This is a genomic window from Parashewanella curva (genome assembly GCF_003675895.1).
GTDB classification, from domain to species: domain Bacteria; phylum Pseudomonadota; class Gammaproteobacteria; order Enterobacterales; family Shewanellaceae; genus Parashewanella; species Parashewanella curva.
In genome coordinates, this window is the sequence record NZ_ML014795.1 from 12297 (window position 1) to 34626 (window position 22330).

The following is a 22330-nucleotide window of genomic DNA, read 5'->3' on the forward strand; positions in this document are numbered from 1 at the left end:
AACCTTAAGTTACTCGATACTTGTGAGCAATACTGCGGATCACCCAATAAGCCCAACGCCAGATCACAAAACTGCTAATGGCCGGATAAAACAAGTCTACAGAAAAGGTTCTAACTCCTAAAATAAACTCAAGCCAGTACACCAATAATTGATAAAGAGCAACGATGGCAAACACCACCAAAGACTGCTGCCAACGGGGGAAATTCATAAGACGTTGCTGGTACATGAGCACAAGATAAATACAGATGGAAAAGCCCAAAGCCCGTATACCAATGGTTGCTCCTAATAACACGTCTAATACCACACCCAAAATGAATCCGGTGAAAATGCTATATCGAAGCGGAAGGCGCATAGTCCAGCAAATTAGCGTAATTAAAACCCAATCTGGTCGCCATGCTTCCAACTCAGCTGGCAAAGGCATAATTTGTAACACTAATGCCACCATAAAGGTTACCCATGCCACCAGTCTTCCTGAAGCTGATTGATAACTCATGGCGTTACCTCTTTACTGTCCACTTGAGTGCTTTTATCATCGTTTGGCCAGATCAATAATACATATCGTATTCTATCAAGTGCAGCCAATGGTTCCGCTGTCACCTGTGCGTACTTTTGGCCATCATCTTTATTAACGCTCACTACACGTGCAACCGGATAGCCCTCAGGGAAACGGTGTCCAAGCCCAGATGTGACCAACAGATCACCGACTCTAACATCGGTACTTTTAGCAACAAATTTCAACTCAAGTTGATCCAATTCACCAGTGCCATTGACCACCATTCGTACATCATTACGAGTGACTCGAACAGGGATCGCATGGGTACTGTCAGACAGTAACAGCACTCGACTGGTGTATGGACTCGCCTGTACCACTTGTCCAACCACGCCTTGACCATCTATCACAGGTTGCCCGACAAAGACGCCATCGTCTTGACCTTGGTTCAACACCACATATTCATGCGCAGGATCATTAGCCACCTCGATAACTTCAGCCACCTTCATGCGAGTATTCATCCTCACAGGCGATTTCAGCAGAGTTCTAAGCCGTTGGTTTTCTTGGCGCAAGTGTTCAAAACGTTGCAAACGTTCACTCATTAAAAGCTGTTGATCCAACAATTGTTGATTCTGTTTTTGCAACATCTCACGAGTAGCTAAAGCTTCAACCGAATAATTCAACACCAAATTAGGTAAACTGGCTAAATATTGAAAAGGCGTTAATAGGCCTGATAGTGCCGCTCGAAATGGAACTAAATAAGGGTTGGCCACTATCAATATGATCGACAACACGACTGCTACTAGCAGTCGTGTTTGAGGGGAAATTCCACGTACAAAAATTGGCTTCATAAATCCAAGCGTATAGCAAACGCCCTATATAATCGTGATACCTGAAGATGCATCTTCAAGTATCACGAGTAACTTAGCTGTCTTCAGAGAAAAGATCGCCACCGTGCATGTCAATCATCTCTAGAGCTTTACCACCACCACGAGCAACACAGGTTAGAGGATCTTCAGCCACAACGACAGGAATCCCTGTTTCTTGCATAAGAAGTCTGTCTAAATCACGCAGCAAACCGCCACCGCCAGTCAATACCATACCACGCTCAGAAATATCTGACGCTAATTCTGGTGGAGACTGCTCAAGTGCAACCATGACAGCACTCACAATACCACTTAATGGCTCTTGTAAGGCTTCAAGGATTTCGTTGCTGTTTAGGGTGAAGCTTCTTGGTACACCCTCGGCTAGGTTACGTCCTCGAACTTCAATTTCAAGAACTTCATCACCAGGGTAAGCCGTACCAATCGTATGTTTAATACGTTCTGCTGTTGCTTCACCAATTAAGCTACCGTAATTACGACGTACATAGTTAATGATGGCATCATCGAACTTATCACCACCAATGCGAACCGATGACGAATACACAACACCATTTAAAGAAATAATCGCAACTTCTGTGGTACCACCACCAATATCAACGACCATAGAACCTGTTGCTTCTGATACAGGAAGCCCTGCACCAATTGCTGCCGCCATTGGTTCTTCAATCAAATACACTTCTCGTGCACCTGCGCCCATTGCCGATTCACGAATCGCACGACGCTCAACCTGAGTAGCACCAACAGGAACACAAACCAATACCCGTGGACTAGGTCGGAAAAAACCGTTGTTGTTATGTACTTGCTTAATGAAATGCTGAAGCATTTTTTCGGTAACATAAAAGTCGGCAATCACACCATCTTTCATTGGACGAATGGCTTGAATATTACCAGGAGTTCTACCTAGCATTTGCTTTGCTTCAGTCCCCACCGCGGCAACAGACTTTTGCCCTGAACCACTTCGTTCACCACGGATTGCAACTACGGAAGGTTCATTAAGTACTATGCCTTGCTCCCTGACATAAATAAGAGTGTTTGCTGTTCCCAAATCAATGGAAAGATCATTAGAAAAAACGCCGCGCAGTTTTTTGAACATGGGTCCTGCCTGTCATCAATAAATCTAAGACGTATTTATCTTTAAATGCGAAGAAAAAGATAAATACGCCCTAAGCAAGCTTCTCATTTCAAGGTGTTTGAACCGAGAAACCAATTAATCAAAGAAATAATAAAAATTCCGTTAACTTTATCAATGCACTGCCAATTCCACAAGTGCTGATCCCGCAAGTTATGCAACGAATGTGATTTATTTTAGTTGTGATTTGCAAAGTGTGTATTTACTTTTTTAAGCCGTTAAAAAATCACCTCTCAAAAAAGCGTCACATTTAGCTTAAATTCAGTGTTTATCCGATAAACTCACAGTCGACAGCAAAGAAAATACGGAGCGAATAATGAAGTTATTTTCAAAGTTCATGCATGTAAGCCTATTAGCTTTATCTGGCTTAACTTGTTCTCACTTATGGGCAGCCGAACCTACCCAATGTAAAACCATTCCTTCAGTTGTGGATGATGGTAATGCCGATGGTAGTGTAGAACATCCTTTCCTCATTTCTTCAATGCAAGAAATTGATATCACCAATGCAAAAGCAGGCGATAACACCTATTTTGTATTCAATAAAAATACCAAAGATCTGCCTGCTTACCTAGCGGCAATAATTCCAAACCCAAAACAAAACATTACGATAGAAGAACGTAAAAACTGCCCTCCGACACAAGATAATTTTGATGTTAAAGGAATGACTGTTTTTAAATCAAATGAGCTAGGACGCATATTACTTTCTTATGTAGAAGATACGAAATCTGATAGTAATTATTGGTTTAAGGTTCATGCCAATACAGACGTTTCTGGAGTCGGTTTTTTACCCATGTTACAAGATGACAGTTTAACATTGCAGGATGTGTTGAACTTTCAGAAATAAGGTTATAGCCGAGAAATGAGAGAGCGAATATAAGCTCTCTCGTTAGATAATTTATTGCACTTCACGCCAGTAAATCACGCGATCATGGCCTCTGAAGCGGCCGAAATAGGCGTTCGATATTGGGTTTGCATCACTACCAACAGGATTAGCCCAAGGCCAACGCCATTTCAAATATGAAGGGACTGTCAGCTCTGATGCTACTTTTCCTCGATAGTATGGAACAGAGCTGGGTTTCCAAAACAATGGCAATTGCCCATCGTCAAATCGACCATTATTACCAAACTCTCGAGTGATACTTTGTCCCGCCCCAATAGAAGGAACATATTGAGGATTTATCAAATTTGGAGTAGCTAACGTCGTACAACTATCAGTCTTATTATCAAGCCAATTGTCCAATGTTGAATCCCACGTTTGAATTTTTACTGAGGAGCGAATATCAGAAGACTCTATTCCATAGCCGTTTTCAGCAAAGACTCTGGCATAATATAAATCAACGGGCTTAGTTGAAAGTTTCAAACCTCTACAACTTTGATCTTGGCAATTTGCAGGGATCATATCTGCCCCATTAATTCCCGCAATTCCGTTATCCTTATCATCAAGCGCAATACCGATATCATAACCTAAGTAAGGCCCATCTGGTGATACTGATCGCTCAAATATAGGGTTGGTATCAATGGTAGCTTGACCGTTTGACCACCTCATATTTGCAGCTGAAATGATAAGTTCAGTGGTGGATACCTTGGCATTTAATCTAGCACTCAAATCTTGACTGTTTTTAAGAGCAATCAAACGCATATCACCTTTGGCAAACTCACCAGTATAATTTTGTGTACGAGCACCTGAAGTGTTCACCGCCGTTATTTGGTAGTTAAGATCAAACGGCTGATCCATATAAAGACTATTACCGCATTGTGGTAACACGGCTGGTGTAACAAGATTCACAAAATTAAAACTGGCAGGAACAAAGCGACCAATATTTGGGCTGGTCGCGGTAGCGACTGATTTATCGCTATTCATGTAGTTGGGAGCCGATACAGTAAAATTAAACACACCAACCTCAGAGACAGCTTGGTTCACAGTATTGCCATCACTTGACTGCTGATAATTAAAGTTTGGAACCTTGAGGGTGCCCTTTGCCCCCCCCGCTGGAGCAACCAACTGATGAGTTAATTGAACACCTTGCTGCTGATAGTTTCGCGTCGTTAAATTATTGCAAAAATCACTGTCACTATCGCTTTGCCAAGCCTTAGCAGTGATCATTAAACCAAACTCTTCTCCCGCCTTTTTAAATGCACTATTGGCATCAAAACCTCCACCATATTCACCTTTAGACTCTGATGGCTTAAAGCAAAAACCAACTGGAGATCGCACAAATTGGCTACTGCCTGATAAACTTGGCGGACGATTAATATTGTTGGTGTTCCAAAAACGAATATCCAACTGCATTTTACCGGCTTCGGCATAATTCAAATCCAAAGAAGCAATACCTTGATTATTGAAATAAAGGGAAAACTGAGTCGGCTGGTTCGCATTACTTGATATATTTTGATAAGTATCACTGGTCGTGGTTTTAGCTTGAACAGCTATATTTGAGTTGCGAGGGTTGGGATCAATATCTTGTGTAGATAGCCACACTTGTCTCGTTCTATTTCGAAACATTGGAGTGCATCGACCAGAACCATTTTGTCGTTTGGCCTCAATCTGAAATCGCTGCGGCTTATTTGAATATTCAGGGCTGATGTTAAAAATAAAACCACTACTAGAAAATTGAATTGTACAAGCAGCCACAGAAGGAGCGTCACTTCCTTTTTTACACAGTGTTGGAAATTGAGCAGTTGGAGTGGAATCCGCAACATTCAATGTGATGGGCTGAGTTCCGAAATATTCAAATTCTACCGGAACCTGCCCATTACTAAAGCGAATTTCACTTATTCTGTTTTCTCCTGAAAACCAACCACCAAAATTTGCACTTAAGTTAGGTGCTAAACGGGCTAATACTTCACCATCAACCAACTGTGTACAGCTTTGATCTGCACAGGCTTTCAGGGTGATAGGTTCACGCTTACAAGTAAATTGATTGTCGCTATACCCTAACTCAAAGTGATGTACTTGTGTGGGTGTAACCGTTTTATCGACTAACTCTAATGCTACAAAACTAAAATCTTCAACAGTATGGCTTCGTTCAGAATCTCGGTATGTATCTTCATCAACTGCAATACTTACCTGTGAAGAAGACAAATCACACCGACGCAGCCAGCCACCATCATTACCAAACCTTGATATTTTTTTTGCAACTAAAAACGGCGTATCGGTAAACCCTTGTAACGCTGTTGAGTGCCGACATTGAGCATTTAAATTGTAAAAGCCGCTATTAGCCGCATTTTTCCCTTCGCCAAATTGATATTTTAATGTTTTGGTCGAATTATAATCAATACTGCCATGCCCTTTAGTTAAAGCAAGGTAGCCCACTGTTTCAGGTTGAGGATACGTACCTCTATTTCGTCTAAAACAATACCGAGCCCCCGCATCATCATACACTTCTGACGTTTCAAGATTAATTTCACCATCGACTAAGCCTGCAAAGTTAGATGGTATTCGCCGACTCACACTCGTCACCCAACAACCGTTAGCATTATTGTCCGTTTGTGTTTGAGTTAAAAATGCGTCATAGCCTATTGCAGGATCATTAATAATTCTTGTCCAAGAACCCGCTGACAAATTTGTTGCACTACTTTTAGTAGATTTACCCGCAAAAAGTTTTAGACCGTTTGCGAACGAGTGCTCACCTTCAGTTATCGCAAGCCAGTGGACATCTCTCATTATTTTTGAAGAATTAAATGTAAAGCTGCTAGGTGGGTCTCGCTGAATCCATGAAAAACCAGTATTACTGACTCGAGTAATAAAAATTGAAGAAGAGTTATCGGAGGTTACATTATTAGCATTATTAAACGTTGGAGTGATAAAAATAAGCGGAACAGTACCAACAGCAAAAGGAGTATCAAAAGTCACATTGATTTCTTGAAAAGCACCAAACTGCCCCTTTCTTGACTCTGTTTTTCCAAACTTAAGAAATGATTCAACATCCATAGCACAACTTTGCCACGAACATAATCCAACAAATAACAATAAGACGACGGAATAGAATTGAGAAAGCTTTGTTCTTTTCATTAATTATCTCGCCATTACTTCAACCGTTCGGCTGACTCGGTTTGGAGTATCGTTCCCACAGATCGCTTTGGCCGTTAATCTAAATTGAGTGCCGACATTGGCGACAGTGTAACTTTGACAGGTTAGTGTTACCGGACAAGCTTGCAGGGCGATATCGTTATTACTCCATGATGTGCTTACATTTGTACAATTCCGCAAACTACCATCAGTTGGAAATAACTGTGCTAATCCTGCATCTAACGCACTATTTGCAGCAAATAATGCTCTAGCCCCCTGCACCTCGATAGTAATCGCTTGATCTTCATTTTGTGAAACGTTTATTAAGGTAGCCGCTAACAAAAACATAATTGTAAGAATAAAAATACCGAGTACCAGCATACTGCCTCGCTGCTTTGATCGATTCACCAAGCTGTTATTTTTATGGAACATTCGGCACCTGCACTTGATGTTGATACGACATACTCTGCCCTAATACTTGAAATCGTAAATTCATTTGAATAATGCCGCTGTGCCTTAAGGTTGAAGGCAATAGGTTGAACGGCCTATCTGAAGCATCACTAATATCATTAATAATACTTTGAGCAACAACACTTACGCTGCGAACACTTCGATTTTGGGGTGTAGGAAGAGCAATAATAAACCCGTAATCACTGTATCGCTGAATAGATAATGGAGTACCGGATACGCAGTATGTGACCGGATTAGTGGTTAAATACATTCGCTTTTGCGGCGATGAGTATTTAAAACGAGTTGGCGAATTAAACGTCAATGATAGGGTTGGTGAATTATTGGTACCTGTGACCCAAGAAACACTCGCAGCAATAGAGTTCTGAGTATTAGTTATATAGACTTCATCTGCATTTATTGGGTAAACATAAGCCCTCTGTATATCAAACCCAAAAATCTTGGTATTGGGTGCATCACGAAATATTGTTGCTGTATTGCTCGAAGATTCAAAAGGAATTTGAATATAGCTAGTGGAGGTAACTGTAGGCACAAACTCGATGCATTGATAACTACTGTTGTCAGTATTTACGCGGACACTATTAGGTAAAGCGGTTCGTAATTCTCGTGTCATCCGTTGGATGGCAAAACGACTTTCTCCTAACACTTGCTCAACACTAGTTGAATCCACAAAAATACGAGTACCAAAGGTGATAAAGCTGCTCACGCCAACCAGAACAATCCCAAGAATGATGATCACAGTAACCAGTTCAATTAAGGTAAAGCCCACCGCTTTGTTATAGGAGCGTATCATCAATAGTTACTCCTTATCGCTGTGAATCGAATGGCTTCATTAAGCGGTGTAGTAACTGTGATCGTAATAATTTTAGAAACTGCGGGATTATTTGAACTGATAGAAACATTTAACTTAAAGTTTGGATACAAATCTGCATACTTTTTACTAGAGCCTAGCATTGTGTCATCCTGATCTAAGCCAGCATAATCATTGAGATTATTAAAATCGCTACGACTGTTTCCAGAGGTACCAGAAACGGTACATTCATCATTACCCGTCGGTGTGCACCTAGGGATACCTCCTTCCCCCGTTTTCGGATCGTATCGCTTTGACCAAATCTCATTCATTACCGATTGTGCTAATTCAGCTGCCCGCATTCGATGTAAATTTTCTGCAGCGCGATCGGCTTGCGGGTAGAGCATAGTGGCCATCAGTACCAATCCAATGCCTAGTACCATCATACCCACGACTAACTCAATCAGGGTAAAACCATGTTTGCAGGTAAATTTAGATTCCATGAATATACCCTGCCTTTAAAATCTCGATTTTTACGGTATCTCCGGCACGAATTGTAATGGTAATTTTATCATTATATATATTACTTCTAACTAAACCGCCGTTGGTTGAAAAATCAAACAGAAGCGTTGTTGGTGGCAAATAAAGGTGAGATGTTACTTCGACGTCTTTTGGCCATGAACTTAGAGGGAAAAAATTACTATAAGAATTGGAAACACAAACACCATTGCTATTTCTATCAGCAATTAAAGTTTGATACCCCTGAGAGGTAGCTGAAAAGCGAAAACATTTATCCGTATTGTTCATCGCTCGTAATTGTATATTTCGTAAATAACTGATTAATTCAGCTCGAAGAGCATAAGCATTATAACTACTTGGTCCAAAAAATTTAGGCGCCACACTGACAGCAAGAATACCGATCAATACCATAGTGGCGATCAGTTCAACTAAGGTAAATCCTTTTTTACTGACATGAAATTTAGGAATGCGGCTAACCTGCTTCATTATTGTTATTTTTGTAGTCTTTTACTGTCCTAGTAATAATGCATGAATTGATTGAAAAATAACAGCTGATTAACTCAAACTCTGTGTAATTTTTTGCCCCATAGCATGACCCCAAGCACCTCCAAAAAAGCCGGAAAGTAGCGCTGCAAAGCTCATATTTACTGAAGTCTTATGCTCATCATTATTGCGAGTAGAATTAATATTGTACTCTTCTGTGATTGCAGCTGTTACGACAGATTTAACAGTATAACCGCCAGCAACAGTCAAAGAGGCAACAGTCAAAGAAGCAAACATAGGATTACAGCATTGTGAACTGGTAAAAAACACACCTGCAACGAACTCGAAGTTATCAATATTTCGATGCACTTTTTTTTCATTTGAAACGCCTTGATTCCACCATTTTAAAGTGCAACTCCAAAGATGAAGTCCCGCAGCGAAAGATGCTCCCCCCGCAGCTAATGGTATTCCTCCAGCAATGGCACCCACACCCAAACCGACACCGACTTTCCATGCAGCACTTTCAGTTGAACGCGATAAAATTGAAACTAAACTATTGGATTGGATCATATCGCTCTCCTTAAAAAGTTAAGAACAATCAGACGGTTTAGGCAGTTTAGAATATTCGGGCAGCAATGTTCCTCTCGCTTCGGTATATGATATATAGCATTTTTCGGGATCACCCCGCTGCCAAATCTCGACTCTGCCAGTGTTATCACTCAGCATTATCCAATCTTGTCCTTGATCCGTTCCCGCAACTAGGTCATGACTACGAGCGTTTACGGCTTTAGCAAACTGAATACCCGTAGCATTTTCGATTTCATCGATCCTAGCCTGCATGTAACCATAATTGGTATCTAAGGGTTTTCCAGTGCCAATATCTACTGCAGGTTTGTACATGGCATCAATTTTGGCTTTGCCTTGCAGCAGTGCTTTGGAGTAAATCAACGCATTGGCGGTTTTTAGGGTGGATTCCATTTCTTTTAATGCCGCCACCCTAGCATCCCCTTTATAATTGATGAATTTAGGCGCGGCGACAACGGCTAAAATACCGAGAACGATGATGACAATCACCAACTCAACGAGGGTAAAGCCCAAATCAGCTCGTCGAGTTGGTGTTTCAAGAGTAGAAGTAATCATTTTCTCGTAAACAATTAAATTAAAAGAGGGGCATGCTAAGTAACAGCTAGCAATCAGAAGCTTCAGGTAAAGGACCATATTTAGGTGCAACGCTAGTGCTTGCAGCTTGAGTATAAGTAATGCGGCAAGTAGCAGGTGCACCACGCTGCCATATCGTCACAACGCCAGAGCCTTCAAAAATAGTCCAATCAGCATTATTATCTCCGCCAGATGCTAAGGTGGGATCTGTCGCACTGGTGCCGACATTAAACTTTAAGTCTGTACCATTTTCGAGTTCAGCAAGAGTAGCTTGAAGATAACCAAAATTCGTTACTGCATTGGTGCCCGTACCGATATCGATAGAGGGGGCTGGTGAGACGCTTGAAGCTAAATTTTCTCGCCCTGCTAACAAAGCTTTTGAGTAGATCATCGAATTTGCACTTTTTAAAGTACCCTCAACACCTTTCAGCGCCGATACTCGTGCATCACCTTGAAAATTAATAAACTTAGGGGCTGCCGTCACCGCCAATATTCCAAGAATGATAATGACAATAACTAATTCGATTAAGGTAAAACCTTGATGTTGTTTCATAACAATGACCTCGATTGAGAATCATCCGTGATATGAATTTTTCTTAGATAAAGAGAGGAAGTTAATTTAGCGTTTTTTAGGGTTATAGGGAAGATAGTAGAGAAGAGAAAATCGGTTTCGTAACCTAGGGAGTGTTCCGTACAGTTAGGCAAACTGGATACCTGCTTTCGCAGGTATGACGAATTTTTTCAATATTAGAATGATACCGATGAAAGGCTTTGTGCAATTGGAGATTTAAATCAACAACCAGTACTTGTTACAACAACTGTTGCAGGCGTAATGACTAGCGGATCACCAGCTCCAGTAGCCTCTGTATAGGTAATATGGCAATTATTAGGCGCACCGTGAGCATAAAGCACAGCGCCGCCTGCTGTGCTATCAATAATCCAATCGCCTGTCGTTGTTTGTGGATCACCAGCAGCCGCTTTAGCATCAAGCTTTATTTGCATACCAGACTCTAGTGCGGCTTTGGTTGCCGCCATATATCCGTATATAACAGTAGTACCATCTACCGTTGCAGCCAGTTTTTTATTATCACCAGATAATGCGGCCTTGGAGTAAATCAAAGCATTTGCACTTTTGATGGCTCCAGCGAGACCTTCGATAGCTGACTTGTGAGCATCATCTTGAAAGTTGATAAATTTAGGGGCTGCCGTTACTGCCAATATTCCCAAAATAATAATGACAATAACTAATTCGATTAAGGTAAAACCTTGATGTTGTTTCATAACAATGACCTCGATTGAGAATCATCCATGATATGAATTTATGTATAGATATCGTTAGAAGGCTAATGTAGCGTTTTTAGGGAAGATTGGAAAGATGGATGATTTGAGAAAATACGGAATATGTTTTTGTGAAAAAAAGGGGCTGGATACTAGCATCATTATAGCGTCATTTAATTTATCACGTTTATGATATAAGGTTTCTAAACAACTTTATTCTTGGAAAATAAAGCCCTGTATATCAGGGCTTAAATTGAGATTATTGATTAGTTACAACCACTAACTTCAATATCATATTGTGGCCCTGCTGCCGTAACTACGGGAGTAACACCTTGAGCAGAAGCTGCCCTTGCTTGAGTATAATCAAGATGACAGTTTGTTGGCGCACCTCGCTGCATAATACGAATAGAGCCTGCAGCTGGTGTATCTGCGGTTACAACCCAGTCAGTATCATCTGCAGCTACACCAAATGAAGTATCCATCGCAGCATTTAGTGCTACTGCTGTTGCTGCAATATATTCTGCAGACAACGGAACATTCACATTATCAATTGCCACAGGAGTTGCAATTTGAGCCCTAGAATGAACAAGAGAATTCGCGCTTCTTATCGCACCTTCCAATCCATTAAGAGTTCCAACACGAGCTTCTTGCTGGAAGCTAATAAACTTAGGCGCAGCCGTTACTGCCAAAATACCCAAAATAATGATTACGACCACTAACTCGATTAGTGTAAATCCTTGTTGTTTTTGCTTCATATCATTTCTCTTCTTACGTCTACGTATATTCATATTCACAATTTGCCTAAAAGTCGCAAATTGTATACCCCGAAAACAGTCGTATTAGTGTTACGACTGACTAATATCTTCCGTGACGTAATACTGAAGTGAGGTTAATTTAAAAAGGCCACTTCAGTCTACTACTCCAATTCTTATGATTGATGGCTATTTTACCCCATCAACATTATCAATTGTACAATTAACTTAAATTTTACAAAATCATATTTTAAAGTGATGACACTAGAGTTACTACTCTTAAATTGCCTTTGCTTCAGTAAAGCTCAGCGTTTCACTCGCTAAACTATAAATAATCACTGCACTATCAAAGGCTTTAAATTCGCATTGTTGTTGTGACTCTTTGTAACGAGAAACCAAATGCAGCTTGGAACGACTTGCGCCCATTAATTGTTGCCATAATATCTCGCAGCCTTGTGTATCTTGAGTGTTGAGTACGGGAAAGCCACTTACTGATAACTTCACCTTTGTGCTGGCTACGATTTTTGGGTTACTGTTTAGCGGCTGAGTGAGTTGGCTGACATCTTGCCAATTTAAGTTAATATACCTTGGTTTACCTCTGATAATCCATTGGTTATGAACCGCACCTAACACATGTTGTAATCTTAAATACTCTTGCTTGTAAGCTTGGTTATCAACCTGCTCGATATCGGGTTCGATATACGCCGCCGCATAACCAATAACTACCAACACTACGCAAATCGCCGCCATTTTTACCAATTCTAATGAAACATTAGCATCCGCTTTTTGCTGGGGTGTCATTCTCACTTTATATCAATCCTTACTAAAGAGTGATCAGCCACCTTTTACAGCATTCATCATATCCCACATAGGAAGATAGATACCTAAGGCTAATATCATCACCATAACCGCTACAATACCGATTAATATCGGCTCTAATTTTGAGGTTAGATTTTTTAGGTCGTAATCCACTTCGCCTTCATAAAAATCGGCGGCATCGGTGAGTAGCTCATCAATTCTTCCGGTTTCTTCACCCACAGCGATCATTTGTAAAACCAGTGGCGTGAATAATTTACTATTAGCGGAAGTTCTTAACATGGAGTCACCCGACTCTACTCCACGCCGCATACCGACAATTTGATCGTGCATGTATTTATTGTCGACCGCGTCTGCGACTAGGCTTAGTGCTTGTGTCATCGGCACGCCAGAGTTCAGCATCATGGCAAAGCTGCGACAGTAGCGAGATAGTGTAGAACGCTCAATAATCGACCCTACAACGGGTAATTTAAGCTTCCATAGATCCCACTGTTTTTCACCTTTATCCGTACCAAGCCAAGCTTTGATCCCGATTATCGAGCCAGCAAGCACTATCAGCATAATTTGCCAATGATTAACAAACGCATTTGATGTGGCAATCAACAATTTTGTTGCCCAAGGTAAATCAGCCCCTAAGCGACTGAACATAGAGGTAAACTTTGGGATCACTAAGATATTTAAAATGGTAATGGCGATACCGATAGCCAATAGTACAAAGGTTGGGTAACGCATCGCGGCTTTGATCTGGCGTCTTGTTTCTTGCTCTCGTTCAATGTATGACGCTAACTGTAAAAAGACGTCTTCAAGTTTACCGGAGTTTTCACCCACATGAACCATAGATACATAAAGAGAATTAAACACATCAGGGTGCTGATTCATGGCGGTTGATAGCTGCCTGCCCGACGTCAGCTGTTCATGGATAGCATTGAGTGCTTTTTTAAGCTTCTTAGAATTGGTGCTTTCAGCCAAGCCTGCAATGGCACGCAAAATTGGGATTCCAGACTTCACCAAAGAATACATTTGTCGAGTAAAAATTTGCAGCTCAGTAAGGTTAATTTGGCGCTGAAATACACGACTAAAATCAAAGCCAGTATTTTCTTTTGCGCTGGTGATTTGCAATGGAATGGTGCCACGAGACAATAACATGTCTGCCACTGCGGACTCAGAGGCGGCTTCGACTCGTCCCTTTGCTTCATTACCTTGGCTATCACGGCCTTTATATTCAAACCAAGGCATAATTAACTTTCAGTACCTAGGTCAGTCGCATTATCCAATTCTTGTGGTGATTCCGCTACGGTTTCCACGAGTTTTGCCACTTCTTCAATGGTGGTCATGCCTTTCAGTAAATAATCAATCGCCGCCTGAGACAGTGGTACAAAATCTTTCTTTTGATCTGCGGCTTCGGCAAAGGCTTGGATTTCACCAGTTCGCATTACCGACATTAAATGCTCATCAAGCTCTAGCATTTCGAATACACCAATTCGACCACGATACCCAGTACCATTACAGGTTTGACAGCCACTGCCGACTTTCAAATTCGCTTGAGAAAAATCACTTGTGCTAATAGAGGATAGCCACATTTTTTCAGAATCAGTAAGGGTGTAATCCACTGCACAGTTTTGGCAAACTCGGCGCACGAGTCGCTGGGCGATGACAACTCGTAAGGCACTGGCAACCAAATAGCCAGCGGCGCCCATATCTAGCAATCGCATGGCACTGGTGATGGCATCATTGGTGTGCAATGTGGATAAAACAAAGTGACCGGTTAATGCACCACGCAAACCGATTTCGACGGTTTCTTTATCACGCATCTCCCCCACCATGATGATATCGGGATCTTGACGCAAAGTGGTACGAAGTACGCTAGAGAAATCTAAACCAATCTTATGGTTTACTTGCACTTGGTTAATGCGTGGCAGTTGATATTCAACGGGATCTTCTACGGTAATGATTTTACGTTCGGCGGTATTCAGCTCGCTTAGTACACCATAAAGTGTGGTGGTTTTACCGCTACCTGTAGGTCCTGTTACCAATAACATACCGTGGGGGCGCTTAATTTGTTGTCGCACACGCTTTAAGATATGCGGCGGCATTCCGGTTTCATCTAAAGTTAACAGACCAGCCGATTGATCCAATAAACGCATTACCACAGATTCGCCATGATAAATTGGCATGGTGGACATACGAACATCAATCTTATGCTTGCGCACTTCGATATGAAAACGACCATCTTGTGGCAGACGTTTTTCTGAAATATCCAGCCCAGCCATTAGCTTTAATCTCAGTACCAAGGCATTGGCAATGTTGGCTTCTTTTAAAATGGTTTCTGACAGCTGACCATCAATACGTTGACGGATATAAAGCTTACCATTGCCCGGCTCGATGTGAATATCCGAAGCACGCATTTGTACCGCGTCTTCAAAAATCGATTGCAATAGCTTAACGACGGTAGCTTCACTGTTAGTATCGTTTTGACCCAGTGCAGATAGATCAAACACATCATCAGAGGCGTATTCTTGCTCTAATTCACCCGCAATTTGGGCGATCTCTTGAGTACGACGATACAAATTATCAAAAGCGGTAATCAGCTGTTGCTCAGGTACTACCACCAACGATAATTGTTTTGGAGCCAATAACCCTTCAAGACTGTCTAATGCTTGCAGATCCGCAGGATCGCTCATCGCAACTTTTACTGAGTCTTCATTAGCTTCGATGGCTAGAGCACGATAACGACGAGCCTGAACTTCAGGGATCAGATTAACCACTTCTTCAGGAATTGGGCGGCGGCTGATATCTAAATAAGGAATATTCAGCTGTTGCGACAAAAACGTCAGTAATTGATCCTCTGAGATAAAACTCAGATCGATCAAAGTTTTCCCCAATTTTTTACCACTGATTCGTTGCTCTGACAGTGCCTGCATTAATTGAGGCTCTGAAATAATGTGGTTTTCTACCAGCAAGTCACCAAGACGTTTTTTTAACTTTGGCTTCATTGTGCGCTGCCATCCTCTTTAGACGCTAACGAGTGAGCCGCTAACTGTTGCAATCGTTGTTGAACATAGTTTTCACTCGCTGGTGATAAATTACTGCTTAATAACGCTTGTTTATAGGCATTACTGGCTTCGGCATACTGAGCTTGTGAATCTAAATTAAAGGCTAAACCTAACCACCATCGAGATTGTTCAGGCTCAATATGAATCAGTTGGTTATAGGCTTCTACTGCTCGAGAATATTGCTTTTGCTGTTGGGCTATTCGGCCAATTTGAACCCACTTTTGGGTAGCCAACTCACTGTTGTTTGGAATTTTTTCCAAACTATACAAAGCTTCAAGCGGCTGCTTAACCTGATATTGCACTTTCGCTAATAGCAACGAAAACATGCTGTGTTGCGGATACTTACTGATACCATCACTGAGCACTTGCATTGCTTCTGCATAAGATTGTTTTCCGTATAGCAAAGCCGCTAGTTTTTCCCTAGCTTGATGTTGGGCTGGACTAAATTCTAATACCTTTGAAAACAGGTCGATGGCAGAATTTAATTCACCGTCCTCTTGTGCTTGTAATGCTTGTTTATAAAATTTAGCTGCCAATTGTTTTGGAGTCAGCTTTACTTCTTTGATCTGTAATACAGGCTTTTGCTCCTGCTTGGCTGGCTTAGCCACAGTTTCAGGCTTTACTTTTAGTTGCTGAGCTTTTGGTTGCAGAGCTTTGGCTTGTGCTGCCACTTCTACTGGCGTGGTTGACTTGGCTTCTGACTGTGGCTGTGGCTGAACCGTTTGTTTTTCTAGCTGACCCGCTTCGCTTTTTGGTGCTTGGTTAGTATCAACCGCTTGTTCAGCTACAGCTATTTCCGAGGTTTTATCAGGGTGGTTGATTTTCTTTGCTGAAGTAAGTTGCGTTTTTGCAGGAGCTTGGGCAAGACTCAATTCTGTTTTCGGTTCTACTTCTGACTTTGGTTGTTGGTTGGAGTACCACCAGTAACCACCCGCAATGGCGACAAAAGCGATCAACAAAGACAGTAAGATCACTGACATCTGTTTCCAGCGATTATCTTTGTCTTCTACAATCTGAACTCGAGAAACATTACTCAAATCATGAGGCTGCTGTCTTTGCTCTAAATCTTTGAGCATTTTATTAATGACACTCATGGTCTACCTCCTAACCACAAGGTTGTTGATAAGGTGATCAATAAAACCAAAGCAATCATCAAAGGAACCCATTTTGATCGCCACCCAGCCCACTGAGTATCATCGGTATCCAGCACTGCCGTTTTAATATGAGATTGAGTCACCGTGTGCTTACCTTCGCCATAAGCGAGCAACAGCGCTTTATGAACCAAAATATTCACCAATCTTGGCGTCCCTCTTGCGGCTTTGGTTATGCTTTTTGCGATTTTTTCAGTTATCGGGCTTGCGCCTGTTAACCCTGCCACTCGCAACCGTTTTTGAATGTAATTATTCACTTCTTGCTCGGTCAGCAATCTCAATTCATAGCGAAAACTGATCCTTTGTCTCAATTGACGGAATTTATCCTGCTTTAAGCGTTGATCCAGCTCAGGCTGACCAAACAGAACAAAACGCAGCAGCTTTCTTTGCTCTGTTTCAAGATTGGTAAACAGACGTAGAGCTTCTAGGGTATCGTCAGGAATGGCTTGAGCTTCATCCAACACAAGCACTACGGTTTTACCTGCTGCGGCTAACTCAATTAAGCGATTTTGGATCAAACTGTTCAATGTCGCTTGATTAACCTCTGACTCCACTTCAATCTCTAATTCTGCCGCCAGAGCCCAATTAAGTTCACTCGGCGTCAAATATGGATTAGGAATGTAGGCGCATTGAAAGTCGTCTGGTAGCTCGTTCATCAGCTTTCGACATAATAAGGTTTTACCACTGCCGACTTCACCGACAACTTTGATAAAACCCTCACCCATTTGCAGTGCTGTTTGCAATACTTGCATAGCTTCAAGGTGAGGTCCCAGTTCTACAAAGTAACTGGTATTTGGAGTTAGGCTGAATGGCAGCTCTGTTAGGCCGAAATGCTGTAAATACATCAATTTTCTGGATACCAGCGATCAAGCAACTTTTTGGAGCGTTCAAGCTCAGTTTTCCAAGTGCTTTCGTCCACCACAGTTGGCTTGAGTAAAATAATAAGCTCTGTCTTTTGAGTTACCTTACTGCGGTTAGTAAAAGCTTCACCTAAAAACGGAATATCTCCAAGCAGTGGCACTTTAGACACCTGATCGCGCTTTTCGGTCTTCATTAAACCACCAATCACGACTACATCACCACTTTTCGCTTTAATGACGGTATCTGACTCACGGATTTCTGATTGCGCTAACGGTAGTACTAAGGTTTGACTACCAGCAGCAATATTCTTTGTTTGCTCATTGATATCGACAACAGACGGGTGAACATGTAATTGCACTCCACCATCGTCATCAATTTGTGGGGTAACATCTAATGCAATCCCAGAGAAAAATGGCGTCAATTCAACATTCGGTTGTACTACTTGATTGTTAGTGCCGTTTTGCACGACATTTGACGATACATTGGTAACAAAGTACTCATCGTTACCTACTTTGATCACCGCTTTTTGATTGTTCGATGCTGTTACCCTTGGGCTTGAAAGCACATCAACATCGCCTTGGGTTTTTAATAGTTGAATTATAGAACTGAAGCGATTGTTTTTATTATCTCGAAACACAAAATTAAGCGAACCAATGCCGCCTAAAGTTCTTGAAATGGTATCCCCTAAACCTTGTCCAGTAGAGGTCGTAAAAGTTGTTTCTGATCTCCCATTAGTGCCCATTTTGTCAATGAAGTTACTCCATTGGATGCCTTGCTGATAGCCGTCAGATAGCGTTACTTCTATAATTTTTGCTTCCAAAATCACCTGACGTTGTAAGTGATTTTCAGCGGTAGATAGGAATGTACGAACTTGTCTTAGCTCATCAGGATATGCACGCACTGTCACTAAACCAGCTTGTGGCGTGACAACCACTTGACGACCATCGACACCACTGTGGATCATAACGCTTAAGGTTTTTTCTAAATCTTTCCAAAAATCAGTTTCATTGCTTGATTGGATAAAGGTGCCGTTGCCGTTTCCATTACCGTTTGCGTTACCACCATTGGCATTATTGTTACCGTTATTATTTGAACGGTTGGCATTATTGCTGCCATTGTTATTGCGGTTGTTATTATTGCTGTTTCCATTGCCATTATTGTCTGAAATTCGCCCCGAACTTACCGAAGTTAATGACAAACCTTGGCGCTTCATAAACAGATAGTTAACTGGAAAGGTTTCGGTTCTTAGTCCTGCTGGATAGACTCTTAAAATTCGTCCTTCACGACTGATTTCATAACCGTAAATATCTTGAACGACCTGCAAGACTTCTGACAAAGTCACAGCCTTTAATGATAACGAAATTTTGCCAGTGACTTGCGGGTGCACCACCACACTCAAAGGTGTGTTTTGCACAAGACTTGCGAAGAAAAGTCTTGCATCAACATCGCTGGCATTGACATCAAATCGACGTTCTTGAGAAACCAGTTGATTTGAACCAAATGTTTGATTATTCGATAGCTCTTGTTCTACCTCATTGGGTAGCGCTGGAGGGGGTGATAATGGCTTGGTCTTTTTTTTCTGACCAGCAATGGCTTGGTTCAGCTCTGATTTCGCCGTTACAGGTTGTGGTCTTTGTGTCGTTTGACATGCAACAAGCACTAAAGACATCAAAGTGATTAAATACGCATTCGCTTTCATCTTTAGTACCTACCCTCTGCTGATGCAACCGATTGATACATTTTTATTTTTTTACCGTTGGCCAAAATCACTTGGGTTGGCTTGATGGCGACCACTTTACTGCCATTGATGCTATCGCCCACGGATTTGATTTCATTGTTAATAATGGCAACTGGACGCTTGCCTGAAATGATGCTGGTAAGTCCTGATCGGCTTTTTTTAACCGTGACAGTACCAGCTGGCTCCGCACTCGGCATAACAGCAGGGCGAGTAGGATCGTTTAGGCTGGCCGCTTGAACAAGGCCAGCACAACTTAAACCTACAAGCAGAAGTGCTTTTAATAAGTTATTGATTATTTGCAACACGGATCAGTTCCTTGTTAATGCTCACCGTTTCAAGTTCTAATTCGATTTCAGCTTTTGGATATTGAGTAACGCTATAATTCACTCGTTTCCAATATAATTTGTTGGGCAACTCATCGATAGCCGTAACAAATTTGATAAAACCGAAGTAATCCCCTGTGAGCTTCAACTTTAAACCGTGTCGGTAAAGGTTTTCGGAAGAACTATCATCCATTGATAGAACTGGCACTGGTGCGACTACCTGCAAACCAGTGAGTTTCACATTCGTTGTCTTACTTAATATATCTTCCAGCAGCGTAGGCATATAGGTCGCCGACACCATATCAATTAATTGCCCTTCAAGCTGTTCATCTAAGGCTTTTTTTTGTGCTTCTAGGCTATCAATTTGAGCTCGATAATCCTGATTAGGATCTGTTTCAAGCCTTGCTCTATAACTATCATTCAATTGGCTGGACAATTGATTTTGTTGAATCAGCTCTTTATAAGCTGCTTTTTGATCGCACCATTTTTGATACAAATGCTCAACGGGCAAAGAACACAACCAAATTAGCAGCACACAAGAAGAAGCAGTGATTAGGACTCGTTCTCTTAGCGTTAACTGAGCAAACTTTTCTTGCCATTGGCTATAGTTCAGCTTCATTGCTTTTCCTCAGCAACAGCGGTTGTTGCAGTAGGAGCCTTGGAAAAATCAGTGCTTAAATGAAAATGAATCACACCTTTTTCATCTCTTTGCAGCTGTAAATCACTGAATTTTTGCCCTGAAAATGAGTGAGTTTGACTCAAGCGTTGGATCCATGCAGGAACACTTTGCGCCGATAAGGTTTCTCCAGATAACTTAAGTTTTCCTTCATAAACCTCAATATCTGTCAGCCAAGCACTGCCGTCTGCCACTTTGGCTAAGTCTTCTAACATAGCATCAAAACTGCGACTTTGAAGCTTACTATCATTATTCAGCTCAGCAATCATCTTGTGTTTAATGTCCAGCTGCTTGCGCTTTAATTCAATTTCTTGAGCTAATGCCGGATCGGGCTGATGGAGTGTCAGCTGTTGTTCCAACTGCTTTTGTTGCGCTTGGATTTGCTGATTTTGGCTTTGGAGTAGTTGCATCTTTTTAGATAGTGCATCATCTCTTTCCCAAAGTAAGACGCTAAGTACTGCTGATACAATCAAAATAACGACAAAAGCCCACAACAAACGCGGTAAGCTTAGGCCTAACCGTTTTGGCAATAAGTCTTCTGAAAGTAAGTTCACCCGAGTTTTTAAAGTCATAGGTCAACCTTCTCAGTATCTTCTGCTTGGCAGAATTCTTTCAATGCCAACTCAGCCAACCAAAGCGAGTAATTTTCTATATGCAAACTTTCTATTGGCTGTTGTAAGTTTTGGGCGAGTAACGGTTTTAGATCGTCACCACGTGCACCCAATACTAATTGAATTTTGCCAATCGGTGCATGACGAGACTGACTTTCATAAAAATCCATTGAGCGTTGAATTTCGAGACTTAAGGTATCCGCTGCCCCATAACTCAAGTCGTCTTTGCTCATGGCGTTTAACGCATGAAACCCACGAATGCGTCGCTGCAAACACAATTCACCACCTTTGATCACCACCAAGAGTAACTCTGCACCTTCTTGGTAGCACAGCATCAAACGTGCTTGTTCAGTGTCACTTTCGGTATTGGTAAGTGCGATTTCTTCAACAGAGATCCCTTTACAGGTTAGATCTTGCTCACAGGCCGCTGACAACATTTGCTGTAGCATGTTTTTTTCAGTGACAACAACGTTCAATTTATTGTTGCTTGAAATGGAATAAGAAAAGTAATCGAGGTGTAACTGAGTAACAGAGGTTGAGACCAAGTCTTTGATTGACCACATCAAAGCTTGCTTAAGCTCAGCGTCATCAACTTGAGGTCTGTCTACCTGCAATAATTGATAACAACCATGACCAAGTACGATTTGAAATTGAGCTTGGGGGTATGTAGTACTGATTGCTGTGAAAATGCTAGACCAGCCTTCATCTCTAGCAAAATTTTTAGGCGCATCAAGTTCACCCTCATGCTTGGTAAAACACCACACATGAGCGTTATCTATATAAATCCCTATATTTGTCGATTCTGTAGGCTTCTTCCAAAACGCCAATTTTCTGGACAGCAAATTACCCATTAATTGCCTTTATTTTTTATATTGTTTTTATTTTTAATAAAGTTCCTTATTTAATACCCAGAAAATAAGGCAAACTTATTGAGATTCTCTATCAATAGACCACATATGGTCAAGAAAAAGCTCAGTAATGTTCTGATCTTTTTATTTCGATAGTATTAATACTCTTAAGCATCCCCTCATATAAACCAGTCATATCAACGGTTTTAAGGTAAAATGCTCAAAATAGCCTAAACATGTTCAATGACAGCACCATGATAAATCAAGATTTAATTCATAATCACATAGATGAA

The 22330-nt window shown here is 41.4% G+C and carries 24 protein-coding genes; 1 reads left to right on the forward strand and 23 read right to left on the reverse strand.

Annotated features, from left to right (window positions below; all coding sequences use genetic code 11):
* Positions 1-4: 4 nt before the first annotated feature.
* The 3 genes from mreD to D5018_RS14155 all read right to left on the reverse strand — a co-directional run bounded on the left by mreD (position 5) and on the right by D5018_RS14155 (position 2467).
* The gene (gene mreD / locus D5018_RS14145) at positions 5-493 is read right to left on the reverse strand and encodes a rod shape-determining protein MreD (RefSeq protein WP_121839651.1); all 489 of its coding nucleotides are present in this window, start codon (positions 491-493) and stop codon (positions 5-7) included.
* Entirely contained in the window at positions 490-1341 is an 852-nt protein-coding gene (gene mreC / locus D5018_RS14150; protein ID WP_121839652.1) for a rod shape-determining protein MreC, read from the reverse strand. Before mreC ends, mreD begins: the two co-directional genes overlap by 4 nt.
* A gap of 73 nt (positions 1342-1414) precedes the next feature.
* Positions 1415-2467, reverse strand: a complete 1053-nt coding sequence (locus D5018_RS14155) for a rod shape-determining protein (protein WP_121839653.1) — start codon at positions 2465-2467, stop codon at positions 1415-1417.
* 352 nt (positions 2468-2819) lie between these two features.
* Between D5018_RS14155 and D5018_RS14160 the strand changes: the two genes are divergently transcribed.
* The gene (locus D5018_RS14160) at positions 2820-3347 is read left to right on the forward strand and encodes a hypothetical protein (RefSeq protein ID WP_121839654.1); all 528 of its coding nucleotides are present in this window, start codon (positions 2820-2822) and stop codon (positions 3345-3347) included.
* Positions 3348-3398: 51 nt separating this feature from the next.
* On the opposite strand, the gene D5018_RS14165 is transcribed toward D5018_RS14160, so the two are convergent.
* From D5018_RS14165 to D5018_RS14260, 20 genes are all read right to left on the reverse strand, one after another.
* Entirely contained in the window at positions 3399-6515 is a 3117-nt protein-coding gene (locus D5018_RS14165; protein ID WP_121839655.1) for a DUF6701 domain-containing protein, read from the reverse strand.
* Between the two features lie 3 nt (positions 6516-6518).
* Entirely contained in the window at positions 6519-6944 is a 426-nt protein-coding gene (locus D5018_RS14170) for an MSHA biogenesis protein MshP (protein WP_121839656.1), read from the reverse strand.
* The gene (locus D5018_RS14175) at positions 6934-7773 is read right to left on the reverse strand and encodes a PilW family protein (RefSeq protein ID WP_121839657.1); all 840 of its coding nucleotides are present in this window, start codon (positions 7771-7773) and stop codon (positions 6934-6936) included. Before D5018_RS14175 ends, D5018_RS14170 begins: the two co-directional genes overlap by 11 nt.
* A complete protein-coding gene (locus D5018_RS14180) occupies positions 7773-8273 on the reverse strand; it encodes a type IV pilus modification PilV family protein (protein ID WP_121839658.1) in 501 nt (166 codons plus the stop codon). The genes D5018_RS14175 and D5018_RS14180 overlap by 1 nt, the downstream gene beginning before the upstream one ends.
* Positions 8263-8775, reverse strand: a complete 513-nt coding sequence (locus D5018_RS14185) for a type II secretion system protein (RefSeq protein ID WP_121839659.1) — start codon at positions 8773-8775, stop codon at positions 8263-8265. Before D5018_RS14185 ends, D5018_RS14180 begins: the two co-directional genes overlap by 11 nt.
* 69 nt (positions 8776-8844) lie before the next feature.
* The gene (locus D5018_RS14190; protein ID WP_121839660.1) at positions 8845-9342 is read right to left on the reverse strand and encodes a hypothetical protein; all 498 of its coding nucleotides are present in this window, start codon (positions 9340-9342) and stop codon (positions 8845-8847) included.
* Between the two features lie 18 nt (positions 9343-9360).
* Complete coding sequence (locus D5018_RS22265; RefSeq protein ID WP_121839661.1) at positions 9361-9912, reverse strand: type II secretion system protein; 552 nt, start codon at positions 9910-9912, stop codon at positions 9361-9363.
* Between the two features lie 46 nt (positions 9913-9958).
* On the reverse strand, positions 9959-10483 hold the full coding sequence (locus D5018_RS14200; RefSeq protein ID WP_121839662.1) for a prepilin-type N-terminal cleavage/methylation domain-containing protein: 525 nt from the start codon (positions 10481-10483) through the stop codon (positions 9959-9961).
* A gap of 239 nt (positions 10484-10722) precedes the next feature.
* A complete protein-coding gene (locus D5018_RS22270) occupies positions 10723-11211 on the reverse strand; it encodes a prepilin-type N-terminal cleavage/methylation domain-containing protein (protein ID WP_121839663.1) in 489 nt (162 codons plus the stop codon).
* 263 nt (positions 11212-11474) lie between these two features.
* Positions 11475-11963: a type II secretion system protein gene (locus D5018_RS22275; protein ID WP_121839664.1), complete on the reverse strand. Its 489-nt coding sequence runs from the start codon at positions 11961-11963 to the stop codon at positions 11475-11477.
* A gap of 276 nt (positions 11964-12239) precedes the next feature.
* Entirely contained in the window at positions 12240-12767 is a 528-nt protein-coding gene (locus tag D5018_RS14215) for a hypothetical protein (protein WP_133309300.1), read from the reverse strand.
* 27 nt (positions 12768-12794) lie between these two features.
* Positions 12795-14012 (reverse strand): type II secretion system F family protein, encoded by a 1218-nt coding sequence (locus D5018_RS14220; protein ID WP_121839666.1) that lies wholly within the window; start codon positions 14010-14012, stop codon positions 12795-12797.
* A gap of 2 nt (positions 14013-14014) precedes the next feature.
* A complete protein-coding gene (locus tag D5018_RS14225) occupies positions 14015-15769 on the reverse strand; it encodes a GspE/PulE family protein (protein WP_121839667.1) in 1755 nt (584 codons plus the stop codon).
* Positions 15766-16923, reverse strand: a complete 1158-nt coding sequence (locus D5018_RS14230; RefSeq protein ID WP_121839668.1) for a tetratricopeptide repeat protein — start codon at positions 16921-16923, stop codon at positions 15766-15768. The genes D5018_RS14225 and D5018_RS14230 overlap by 4 nt, the downstream gene beginning before the upstream one ends.
* Positions 16920-17825: an ExeA family protein gene (locus tag D5018_RS14235; RefSeq protein ID WP_121839669.1), complete on the reverse strand. Its 906-nt coding sequence runs from the start codon at positions 17823-17825 to the stop codon at positions 16920-16922. The genes D5018_RS14230 and D5018_RS14235 overlap by 4 nt, the downstream gene beginning before the upstream one ends.
* Complete coding sequence (gene mshL, locus D5018_RS14240; RefSeq protein ID WP_121839670.1) at positions 17825-19540, reverse strand: pilus (MSHA type) biogenesis protein MshL; 1716 nt, start codon at positions 19538-19540, stop codon at positions 17825-17827. Before mshL ends, D5018_RS14235 begins: the two co-directional genes overlap by 1 nt.
* A gap of 2 nt (positions 19541-19542) precedes the next feature.
* Entirely contained in the window at positions 19543-19884 is a 342-nt protein-coding gene (locus tag D5018_RS14245) for an MSHA biogenesis protein MshK (RefSeq protein WP_121839671.1), read from the reverse strand.
* Positions 19865-20521 (reverse strand): type 4a pilus biogenesis protein PilO, encoded by a 657-nt coding sequence (pilO, locus tag D5018_RS14250; RefSeq protein ID WP_121839672.1) that lies wholly within the window; start codon positions 20519-20521, stop codon positions 19865-19867. The genes D5018_RS14245 and pilO overlap by 20 nt, the downstream gene beginning before the upstream one ends.
* Entirely contained in the window at positions 20518-21150 is a 633-nt protein-coding gene (locus D5018_RS14255; protein WP_121839673.1) for a PilN domain-containing protein, read from the reverse strand. The genes pilO and D5018_RS14255 overlap by 4 nt, the downstream gene beginning before the upstream one ends.
* Complete coding sequence (locus D5018_RS14260) at positions 21147-22040, reverse strand: MSHA biogenesis protein MshI (protein ID WP_121839674.1); 894 nt, start codon at positions 22038-22040, stop codon at positions 21147-21149. The genes D5018_RS14255 and D5018_RS14260 overlap by 4 nt, the downstream gene beginning before the upstream one ends.
* Positions 22041-22330: the final 290 nt, after the last annotated feature.